The 7556-nt window shown below is 67.4% G+C and carries 4 protein-coding genes; all 4 read right to left on the reverse strand.

Annotated elements, in window-relative coordinates; translation table 11 throughout:
- Position 1: 1 nt before the first annotated feature.
- On the reverse strand, positions 2-1666 hold the full coding sequence (locus AOZ53_RS11685; protein ID WP_054475442.1) for a PqiB family protein: 1665 nt from the start codon (positions 1664-1666) through the stop codon (positions 2-4).
- 66 nt (positions 1667-1732) lie between these two features.
- The gene (locus AOZ53_RS11690) at positions 1733-3052 is read right to left on the reverse strand and encodes a paraquat-inducible protein A (RefSeq protein ID WP_054487874.1); all 1320 of its coding nucleotides are present in this window, start codon (positions 3050-3052) and stop codon (positions 1733-1735) included.
- Between the two features lie 4 nt (positions 3053-3056).
- Positions 3057-5366, reverse strand: a complete 2310-nt coding sequence (clpA, locus tag AOZ53_RS11695) for an ATP-dependent Clp protease ATP-binding subunit ClpA (protein WP_054415980.1) — start codon at positions 5364-5366, stop codon at positions 3057-3059.
- Positions 5367-5421: 55 nt separating this feature from the next.
- Complete coding sequence (pbpC, locus tag AOZ53_RS11700; protein WP_054487876.1) at positions 5422-7554, reverse strand: penicillin-binding protein 1C; 2133 nt, start codon at positions 7552-7554, stop codon at positions 5422-5424.
- Positions 7555-7556: the final 2 nt, after the last annotated feature.

A 7556-nucleotide genomic window follows, 5' to 3' on the forward strand; every position in this document is an offset into this window, starting at 1 on the left:
TTCAGTTCCTGACGGGGCCGGCGCCGGGGATCGGGTCGCTGCCGCGGCCGCGCAGCAGCGCTTCGGGGTTCGATTGCAGGAAGTCGGCCAGCGCGCGCAGCGAGCGGGCGGCGCGGCTCAGTTCCTGCATGGCCTTTTCGGCGTTGACCGGCAGCGAGGCGTCCGAGGCCACCAGGGCGTTGAGGCTGGCCATGGAATCGCGCGCCTGCTTGAGCACGTTCTGCGCCTCCGGCGCCACCTGCTTGTCCAGGCGGTTCATCAGCTTGGAGGTGCTGGCCAGCGTGGTGCGCAGGTCCTCGCCGATCTTGTCGAACGGGATCTTGTCGATCTTGGCGACGATGTTGCTGACCTGCTGCTGTAACTGGTCGAGGTTGCCCGGCACGGTCGGGATCAAGGCCGGGTTGGACATCTTGAACTCCACCGGCTTGGCGTTGGGGAAGTCGTCCAGCACCACGTACAGCTGGCCCGTCAACAGGTTGGCCGTGCGCAACTGGGCGCGCAGGCCGTGCTTGATCATGATGCCGAGCAGGCGTCCGCCAGCCTCGTCGCCGTCCTTGATGGCGTGTTCGCGCACGTCTTCGTAGACGCGGCCCAGGCGTTCCGGATACAGCGTCGCGTCCACCAGCGCGTAGAAACGCTTGCTGACCGGATCGAAGTCCATGTTGATCTGCGTGACATTGCCCAGCGTGATGCCCGAGAAGTCGATCGACGCGCCCACCGCCAGGCCGCGGATCGACTGGTCGAAGCGCATGCGGATCGGGAAGGCCTCGCCATCGGGGTTGGCCTTGGCCGCCGCCTCGGTGGCATACAGTTCGAAGTGCGCGTCGGCCGGCGCCGGCGTGCTGGCGTCGCGCACGCTGTAGACCGGCTCGAAGGCCACGCCGCCCACGGCCATCGAGACCAGCGACTGGGTGCGCACCTTCAGGCCTTCGGCATTGACGCTGAAATCCACGCCGCTGGCGTTCCAGAAACGCGTGCCGTTGGTGACGAACTTGTCGTTGGGCGCGTCCACGAACACTTCGACGTTGACCGCGTTGCCGGTCTTGTCGAGCGCATAGCCGATCACGCGGCCGACGTTGATGCGGCGGAAATACACCGGCGAGCCGATGTCCAGCGAACCCAGGTCCGCCGCCTTGAGCTTGAAGCGCTTGCCGGCGCGATCATGCGTGACGGCGGGCGGCGTCTCCAGGCCGACGAAGTGCAGCTTGGTCGCCTTCTTGGACGCATCCTTGCCCTCGACCGCGTCCACGCCGATGTAGGCGCCCGACAGCAAGGTGCCCAGGCCCGACACGCCGCTGACGTCCAGGCGCGGCCGCACCACCCAGAAGTTGGTGCCCTCGCGCGCCAGGTCGGCCACGTCCTTGGACAGCTCGGCGTTGACCACCACCTTGCTGCGGTCGGCATTGAAGCCGATCGAGCGCACGGTGCCGACGTTCACGTCCTTGTAGCGCAGCTGGGTCTTGCCGACTTCCAGCCCTTCGGCGGTATTGAATTCGATCGACAGGTCGGGACCGGCCTGCATCCAGGTCCGCACCACCAGCGACAGGCCCATCAGCGCCGCGACGATCGGCACCAGCCAGATCCATGAAATCCGGCTCTTGCGCTTGCGCGAGATCGTGGGTGACGCGTACTTCTCTTCACCAGATCCAGGTGCTTGGTCGGACATCGGTTTTCCTTTTCTTCTTTGAACGGCGCGCGGCGTTCCCGCCCACGCGCCGCAATCGTGCTGGCGTCAACCTGCTTGCGCGCCAGCGGCGGACGCCGGACGCCGGCCCGCGGCCGGTTCCGGGTCGTCCAATTCACCCGCTGCTTCCAGGTCCCAGCTGCGGCGCAGATCGAAGCTCATGGCGGACAGCATGGTCAGGATGACGACCACGCCGAACGCCGCCGCGCCCGCGCCGGCGCTGATTTCCATCAGGCCCTGGAAATCGGCCAGGGCCGCCAGCAGAATCACCACGAACACATCCAGCATCGACCACTGGCCGATGAACTCGACCATCTGGTACAGCCGGGTGCGCGGGCGCAGGTTGGTGGTGCTGCGCCACTGCTCGGTCAACAATAACAAAATCAGCGCCAGCAATTTGGTCAGCGGCACGGCCACGCTGGCGATGAAGACGATCAGCGCGATGTCCCAGGAACCCATGTCCCAGAGTTCCACCACGCCGCCCAGGATGGTGTGGGCGCTGTCGCCCAGCACCGAGCTGACCTTCATCACCGGCAGCACATTGGCGGGAATATAGAACACCACGGCGGCCAGCAACAGCGCCCAGGTGCGGGCCAGATGGTCGGGCTTGCGGTAATGCACCACGGCGTGGCAACGCACGCAGTGGTGCTCGGCCTCGGCGTCTTCCGCGTGCGCCACGGCCTGCACCTGGCCGCAGACATGGCAGCCCGTCAGCACCACGCCGGGACCCGCCTCGGGCACGTGCACCGGCACCACGCCGTCGCTTTCGGCATAGCGCCACAGCACGTGCGGCGAGAGGCGGCCGAGCATGGTCAGGAAAATGGTGAGGATGCCAAAGGCGATCAGGCCGATGCCGGGCGAGACCGCGGCCATGCCGGCCAGTTTCACCACCGCGACCAGCACGCCCAGCAGGAACACCGGCACCATGCACCAGGGCCGCAACAGGCCCAGCAGGCGCATCGCGCCACGGAATCCGGCCGGCTCGGCGCCGCGCGACAAAGGGCCCAGCACCCACAGCAACAACGTCAACTGGAACAGCGGCAGCACGAAACCCGCCAGGCCGGTCATGATCGCCACGGCGTAATGCCCCTGGCGCCAGGTGATGCCGATGGCATCCAGCAGCGAGGCCTGCTGCACCATGCCCTGCACCGACATCGAGGCGACCGGGTAGGCGTTGGCCACGCCAAAGATGATCAGCGCGGCGATGGCGAGTGCCAGCCAATTGGACAAAGTAAGCCCGCTGTAGCGCCAGAGTATGGTGCCGCAGCGGGCGCAATTGGCGGTCTCGCCAGGTTCGAGCTGATGTCGGCGATAGATGCTTGCGCAGTGTTCGCACTCGATCAGCGGCTGGCTCTCCGCGCTGCTCATGGGCCTATTCGACTAGCTCGACTTCCTGCTTGTCGGGCGCGGCCGACGGCGGCTTGCCGTGGTCGTCGAAATCGAGCGTGACCTTGCCGGCCTCGTCCAGGTCCACCGTGACGGTGCCGCCATCGACCAGCTTGCCGAACAGCAGCTCGTCGGCCAGCGCGCGCCGGATGGTGTCCTGGATCAGGCGCTGCATCGGTCGCGCGCCCATCAGCGGATCGAAGCCTTCCTTGGCCAGGTGCTCGCGCAGGGCCGTGGTGAACACGGCTTCGACGCGGCGCTCGTGCAGCTGGTCTTCGAGCTGCATCAGGAACTTGTCGACCACGCGCAGGATGATCTCGCGGTCCAGCGGCGCGAACGGGATGATCGCATCCAGCCGGTTGCGGAACTCGGGCGTGAACATGCGGCGGATTTCCGCCATCTCGTCGCCCACCACGCGCGAATTGGCGAAGCCGATGGACGGACGGTTCAAGGTCTCGGCGCCCGCGTTGGTCGTCATGATGAGGATGACGTTGCGGAAGTCCGCCTTGCGGCCGTTGTTGTCCGTCAGCGTGCCGTGGTCCATGACCTGCAGCAGGATGTTGAAGACGTCCGGGTGGGCCTTTTCGATTTCATCAAGCAGCAGCACGCAGTGCGGCTGCTTGGTGATGGCCTCGGTCAGCAGGCCGCCCTGGTCGAAGCCGACGTATCCCGGCGGCGCGCCGATCAGGCGCGACACCGCGTGGCGTTCCATGTACTCGGACATGTCGAAACGCAGCAGCTCCACGCCCAGCGTGAAGGCCAGCTGGCGCGCGACTTCGGTCTTGCCGACGCCGGTGGGGCCGGAGAACAGGAAGGCGCCGATCGGCTTTTCCGGCTTGCCCAGGCCCGAGCGCGCCATCTTGATGGCGGCCGACAGCGCCTCGATGGCGTTGTCCTGGCCGAACACCACGGTCTTGAGGTCGCGGTCGAGCGTGGCGAGCTTGCTGCGGTCGTCGTTGGAGACGGACTGCGGCGGAATGCGCGCGATCTTGGAAACGATGTTCTCGATGTCGACCTTGCCGATCACCTTCTTCTGGCGCGAACGCGGCAGCAGGCGCTGCGCGGCGCCGGCCTCGTCGATCACGTCGATGGCCTTGTCCGGCAGGTGGCGGTCGTTGATGAAGCGCGCCGACAGTTCCGCGGCGGCCGACAGCGCGGCGGCCGAGTAGCGGACGTTGTGGTGTTCCTCGAAGCGGCTCTTCAGGCCGCGCAGGATCTGCACGGTCTGCTCGACGCTGGGTTCCGGCACGTCGATCTTCTGGAAGCGACGCGACAGCGCGTGGTCTTTCTCGAAGACGCCGCGGTATTCCGTATACGTGGTGGCGCCGATACACTTGAGCTGGCCCGAGGACAGGGCCGGCTTGAGCAGGTTGGAGGCGTCCAGCGTGCCGCCCGAGGCCGAACCGGCGCCGATCAGCGTGTGGATTTCGTCGATGAACAGGATCGCGTCGGGATTGCCGCGGATCTGCTTGAGCACGCCCTTCAGGCGCTGCTCGAAATCACCGCGGTACTTGGTGCCCGCCAGCAGCGCGCCCATGTCCAGCGCGAACACTTGCGCGGCCTGCAGGATCTCGGGGACCTCGCCGCGCGTGATGCGCCAGGCCAGGCCCTCGGCGATGGCGGTCTTGCCCACGCCGGCCTCGCCGACCAGCAGCGGGTTGTTCTTGCGGCGGCGGCACAGCACCTGGATCACGCGCTCGACTTCGTGCTCGCGCCCGATCAGCGGATCGATGCGGCCGGCCAACGCCGCGGCGTTCAGGTCGGTCGCATACTGGTCCAGCGGCGACTGGCGCGATTCGCCCTGCTCTTCACCATTGGTTTGCTGCTCTTTCTGCACGGCGGCGGACTCCACCTGTGGCTGTTTGGTAATGCCATGCGACAGGAAATTCACCACATCCAGCCGCGTGACGCCCTGCTGTTGCAGGTAGTACACGGCGTGCGAATCCTTTTCGCCAAAAATGGCCACGAGCACGTTCGCGCCGGTGACCGGCTTCTTGCCGGTGCCGCCCGCGGACACATGCATGATCGCGCGCTGGATCACGCGCTGGAAACCCAGCGTGGGCTGGGTGTCGACTTCCGCGCCGCTGGGGATCACCGGCGTGTTTTCCGAAACGAACTGACGCAGGTTGCGGCGCAGGTCATCCAGATTGGCGGCGCAGGCGCGCAACACTTCAACCGCGGAAGCGTTGTCGAGCAACGCCAGCAGCAGGTGCTCGACGGTAATAAATTCGTGCCGGGCCGAACGGGCCTCGACGAAAGCCATATGCAGGCTGACTTCAAGCTCTTGGGAAATCACGCTTCCTCCGTAACGCATCGAAGCGGTCAAATACACGATTCATATTCTATGCCGATCAGGGCGTAACGCCAGCGATTTCAAAAACCACGCTGTCGTGGCGGCCTTGCGCGTCCATGGCGGTCAACGTATACCGCCCGTCCCGCGTCAGCACCAGATTAAACGGACGACTCGACGCGGCATGACCCACCACGCGACCATCGAGCATCCACCATACTTCACCCTCAGCGCCCTGCACATCCACATCCACCGACACCTGCGTGCTGCCCGGCACGGGCCGCAGCACCGAGCCGGTGGCCACGCCACCCAGGCGCAACGGCCCCTGCGTGGCATCGGCGTAGCCGGCGAACGACGGCGGCACCGTGTCATTCAGGGCCCAGGCCGCGCGCTGCTCGGGGCATTCCCCGGACGGCACGCTGCCCAGCCGGTAACCCAGCGGCCAGCACGTCACGACCGCCTGTACCGAGGCAGGCCGCATGCGCACGTGCTGGGCGCCTTCCGGCAACGCCGCCACGATGTCCTGCAGTAGCGGCGCCGCCACATTCGCACCGAAAAACCCGGGATTGGGCGTGCCGTCGGGACGGCCCACCCAGACCCCGATCGTCCAGCTGTCGGTCACTCCGACGGCCCAGGCGTCCCGGAATCCGAAACTCGTCCCGGTTTTCCAGGCCAGTTGCCGGGCCGGACTGCCCGACTGGTAAAAGGGCCGGTCCGGGTGGCCGCCGCCTTCCAGGATGTCGCGCACGATCCAGGCCGCGCCAGCACTCATCATACGGGACTCGACCCGCGGCTGCTCCGGCCGCAGGCGCGGACGCCCGGAGATGCCGCCACGGGCCAGGGCCCGATAAGCGCCGACCAGTTCTTCCAATGTGGTGCCGCCCCCGCCCAAAATCAAGCTCAGATTCGGCTCGGCGCCGGCGGGCAAACGTAACCAGACCCCGCCCGTCAGCATAACCGAGGCGAAACGGGTGGGTCCGACCCGGTCCAGCAGGTCCACCGCCGGCACGTTGAGCGAGCGCTGCAGCGCCTGCGCCACACTCACCGGCCCGGAGAACGCCGCCTGGAAATTGCCCGGAGCGTAGCCGCCGAACGACAACGGCGCGTCGATCAGCAGGCTTTCCGAGTGGATCAGGCCGTCGTCCAGGGCCTGCGCGTACAGGAACGGCTTGAGGGTCGAGCCGGGCGAACGCACCCCGCGCACCATATCCACGTGCGCGTATCGGGAATCATCGGAAAAGTCGGCGGAACCGGCGTAGGCCTTGACCTCAAGGGAGTCGTTGTCCATCACCAGCACCGCCATCGAGACCTTGGGCGGCAGGTTGTCGACCCGGTCCAGCAGCATGCGCTCGACCGCGGCCTGCATGTCGGCGTCCAGGGTCGACGTCAGCAGCGGCGGGCGGCTGCCGGGGCGGCGCGAACCGGCCGCCGGGCGGCCGGCCTCCTGCAACAGGCGCTGCGCGGCCAGCGGCGCCAGCCAGCGGGCCCGCAGCGGCGGCGCCACCACCTGCTCGATCTTGGCGTCGGCCACCTCGGCGGGCGTCCAGCGGCCCAGTTCCACCATGCGGTCCAGCACCTTGTCGCGCGCGGTCTGCGCGGCCTGGGGATGGCGGTCCGGCCGCAGCCGCGACGGCGCCTGTGGCAAGGCGGTCAGCATGGCGGCCTCGGCCGGGCTGAGATCGCGCGCCGGCTTGCCCAGCCACAGGCGCGAGCCCATTTCCACGCCCTCGACGATGCCGCCCATGGGCGCGTGGGTCAGGTACAGCGACAGGATCTCGTCCTTGCTGTAGTGCATTTCCAGCTGCACCGCGCGCCAGGCCTGGCGCAGCTTGGCGCTCATCGAGCGCGACGGCTTGCCGGCCAGCTGCGGGTCGATCAGGCGAGCCACCTGCATGGTCAGGGTCGAGCCGCCCGAGACGATGCGGCGGTTGGTGGCCCATTGCCAGCCGGCCCGCGCCAGCGACACCGGATTGACCCCGGGGTGCCAGTAGAACCAGCGGTCCTCGTAGGTCAGCAGGGTATCGAGGTAGTGCGGCGACACCTGGTCGGGCTTGACCGGGTAGCGCCAGATGCCGTCGCGGCTGGGATAGTTGCGCAGCGGCGTGCCGTCGGCGGCGACCACCACGGCCGCGCCGCCGGAGTCGATGGCAGGCAGGGGATAGAGGCGGTCGAACACGAATAACAACGCGGCCAGCG

Source organism: Achromobacter sp. 2789STDY5608621 (genome assembly GCF_001299375.1).
Classification (GTDB): Bacteria; Pseudomonadota; Gammaproteobacteria; order Burkholderiales; family Burkholderiaceae_B; genus Achromobacter; species Achromobacter insuavis.